3 protein-coding genes are annotated in these 2,922 nt (G+C 70.3%); all 3 read right to left on the bottom strand.

Translation table 11 applies throughout. The features are described from left to right. Positions 1-34: 34 nt before the first annotated feature. Entirely contained in the window at positions 35-1,486 is a 1,452-nt protein-coding gene (locus tag VR44_RS35985) for an aspartate aminotransferase family protein (protein ID WP_245692789.1), read from the bottom strand. Further along, positions 1,483-2,514 (bottom strand): adenosyl-hopene transferase HpnH, encoded by a 1,032-nt coding sequence (hpnH, locus tag VR44_RS35980; protein ID WP_045951864.1) that lies wholly within the window; start codon positions 2,512-2,514, stop codon positions 1,483-1,485. Before hpnH ends, VR44_RS35985 begins: the two co-directional genes overlap by 4 nt. Positions 2,515-2,519: 5 nt before the next feature. Beyond that, a partial coding sequence (locus tag VR44_RS35975; protein ID WP_045951862.1) for a phosphorylase family protein occupies positions 2,520-2,922 on the bottom strand: 403 nt, incomplete at its 5' end.

Raw genomic sequence — 2,922 nt, 5'->3', positions numbered from 1 at the left:
TGACCAGCGTTAACAACGCTGCGGGTCAATACACCTAGCGGTTCCCGACGGCCTGCTTCACCAGGGTCCGGCCGAAGTCCCACATCAGCGAGCCCCCGCCGTGCGCCTCGTCCATGACCTCCCGGAAGGCGCCGACGAACCGGTCCACGTCCCCCTCGTCCACGATCAGCGGCGGGATCAGCTTGATCACCTCCAGGTGGTCCCCCGAGACCTGGGTGAGGATCCGGTGCCTGTTCAGCAGCGGCACCACGACCATCTGCGCGAACAGCCCCTTGCGGGCCGCCTGGAGCATCGTCCAGCGGCTGCGCAGGCCCAGCGAGGACGGCCGGCCGAACTCGATGCCGATCATCAGCCCCCGGCCGCGCACCTCGTGGAGCATCTCGTACTCGTCCACGAGCGCGGCCAGCCGCCCGCGCAGCAGGTCCCCCATGGCGCGGGCGTTGGCCACCACCTTCTCCTCCTCCATGACGTGGAGGACCGCCAGGCCGGCCGCCATCGCCTGGGCGTTGGAGCCGAAGCTCGCGGAGTGCACCAGGACCCGGTCCATGGACGAGTAGACCTTCTGGAAGATCCAGTCCTTGCCCAGGGTCGCGCCGACCGGCACGTAGCCGCCGGAGAGGGCCTTGGCCACGCACACCAGGTCCGGTTCCACGCCCGGTTCGTTCAGGTACGCGTAGAAGTCCCCGGTACGGCCGAGGCCGGTCTGCACCTCGTCGGCGATCAGCAGCGCCTTGTGCCGGTGCAGGAGCTCCTGGGCGGCGCGCAGGAACCCCGGCGGGGCGGCGTGCACCCCCTTGCCCTGGATCGGCTCGACCACGAAGGCGGCCACGTCGCCCCGGCGCAGCTCGCGCTCCAGGGCCGCGAGGTCCCCGAGGGCGATCTTCGTGTCGGGCAGCAGCGGGGCGAAGCCGTCGCGGAAGCCGCCCTCCCCGTTGACCGACAGCGAGCCGGTGGTGAGCCCGTGGAAGGCGTGGTCGCAGTAGAGGATCCTGGGCCGGCCGGTGGCGTAGCGGGCGAACTTCAGGGCGGTCTCGACCGCCTCGGTGCCGCTGTTGCCGAAGAAGACGCGGTCCAGGTGGGGGCTGTGGGAGAGCAGCTTCTCGGCCAGCAGCCCGGGCAGCGGCTGGCAGTCGAAGCGGGTCAGGTCGGCGAGCTGGGCGTCCAGGACGTCGTGCAGGGCCCGGCGGACCACCGGGTGGTGGCGGCCCAGGCCCATCACCCCGAACCCGGCCAGCATGTCGAGGTAGTCGTTGCCCTCGGCGTCCCAGAAGTGGGCCCCCTCGGCGCGCACGTAGACCTTGTCGAAGCCGATGGTGCGCAGCATGCGGGGCAGCTGGTGGTTGAGGTGGCGGGCGTGCAGCTCGTAGCGCTCCCCGCCGCGCTCGGCGAGCAGCGCGGCGAGGTCGAAGCCCCCTCCGCCGCCGGCCGACCCTCCGCCGCCGGCCAACCGTCCCCCGCCGGCCGCCCCTGCCTGCGGCCCCGTCATGCCTTCGCGTCCCGGTTCCCGGCGACCGTCTCGCGGGCGGCGCGCAGGGACTCCTTGAGGGAGCCCATCGTGGCGAGGACGGCGGTGGGCTCGTAGCCGCAGTGCGCCATGCAGTTGGCGCAGCGCGGGTCCTTCCCGCGGCCGTACTTGCTCCAGTCCGTCTCCTCGACGAGTTCCCGGTAGGTGGGCACGTATCCGTCGCTCATCAGGTAGCAGGGGCGCTGCCAGCCGAAGAGGGAGTAATTGGGAATGGCCCAGGCCGTGCAGGGGAAATCGGCCTTGCCCTCCAGGAAGTCCAGGAAGAGCGGGGAGTGGTTGAGCCGCCAGCGGCGCCGGTTGCCGCCCGCGAAAGCCTTCCTGAAGAGTTCCCGCGTCTGCTCGACGCCCAGGAAGTGCTCCTGGTCGGGGGCCTTTTCGTAGGCATAGGCGGGCGAGATCATCATTTCGTCCACCTGGAGGTCGTCATTGAGGTAGTTCAGCACCTCGATGACGGTCTGCGGGGTGTCGGTGTTGAAGAAGGTGGAGTTCGTGGTCACCCGGAATCCGCGCCGCTTGGCCTCCTTGATCGCGGCGACGGCCTCGTCGAAGACCCCCTCCTTGGCCACGGATTCGTCGTGGCGTTCGCGCAGTCCGTCGATGTGCACGGCGAAGGCGAAGTAGGGGGACGGGGTGAACTTCTCGATCTTCTTGCGGAGCAGCAGGGCGTTGGTGCAGAGGAAGACGTACTTCCGCCGGGCCACCAGCTGCCGCACGATCTCGTGGATCTGGGGGTGCATCAACGGTTCGCCGCCCGCGATGGACACCATCGGCGCGCCGGACTCGAGGACGGCGCCGACCGCCTGGGCGACGGGCATGCGCTGCTTCAGCACCCCGGCCGGGTGCTGGATCTTCCCGCACCCCTCACAGGCCAGGTTGCAGGCGTAGAGCGGCTCCAGCTCGACGATCAGCGGGAACTTCTCGCGCTTGCGGAGCTTCTGTTCGAAAAGATAGGTACCGACCCTGATGGACTGTCGCAACGGCATGGCCATCTGGTTCACCTCCTGGGAAGCAGTAACGAACGGTGCCAGTCATGAAAAGCGGGAAGTACGGCGCGCAACACGCGGAAGGCAGATATTCCTCCGCGCACCGTGCCGATACGGACGAGCTCGTGCTCCGGAGCGTCCACGACCACCCGGACGGCCGCAACCGGGCGGCCCGCCCCTGAGGCGGTCCACAGGGTGGCGGCGGACTCCATGTCGACCGCGATGGCGCCGGCGGCGCGCAGCCGGTCGCGCTCCTGGCCGCGGACGACGTGGTCGGAGCCGGTCAGTACGCCGGTGTGCACGGTCCGCCCGGGGACGGCGCGGGCCAGTGCCCCGGCGAGCAGGGCGGTCCCGGTGCAGGTGACCGCCCCGCGGGGGTCGCGGGTCTCCTCGGCCACGACGAGGTCTCCGGGG

This window comes from Streptomyces katrae (assembly GCF_000966975.1).
In the GTDB taxonomy this organism is placed as follows: domain Bacteria; phylum Actinomycetota; class Actinomycetes; order Streptomycetales; family Streptomycetaceae; genus Streptomyces; species Streptomyces katrae.
Note: the sequence above shows the minus strand (reverse complement) of the source record. Positions and strands in the feature narration are given on the sequence as shown.

Bases quoted from the DNA above. Each gene is read 5' to 3' on its own strand.
- VR44_RS35985 (WP_245692789.1), bottom strand. From the start codon at position 1,486: ATGACGGGGCCGCAGGCAGGGGCGGCCGGCGGGGGACGGTTGGCCGGC.
- hpnH (WP_045951864.1), bottom strand. From the start codon at position 2,514: ATGGCCATGCCGTTGCGACAGTCCATCAGGGTCGGTACCTATCTTTTC.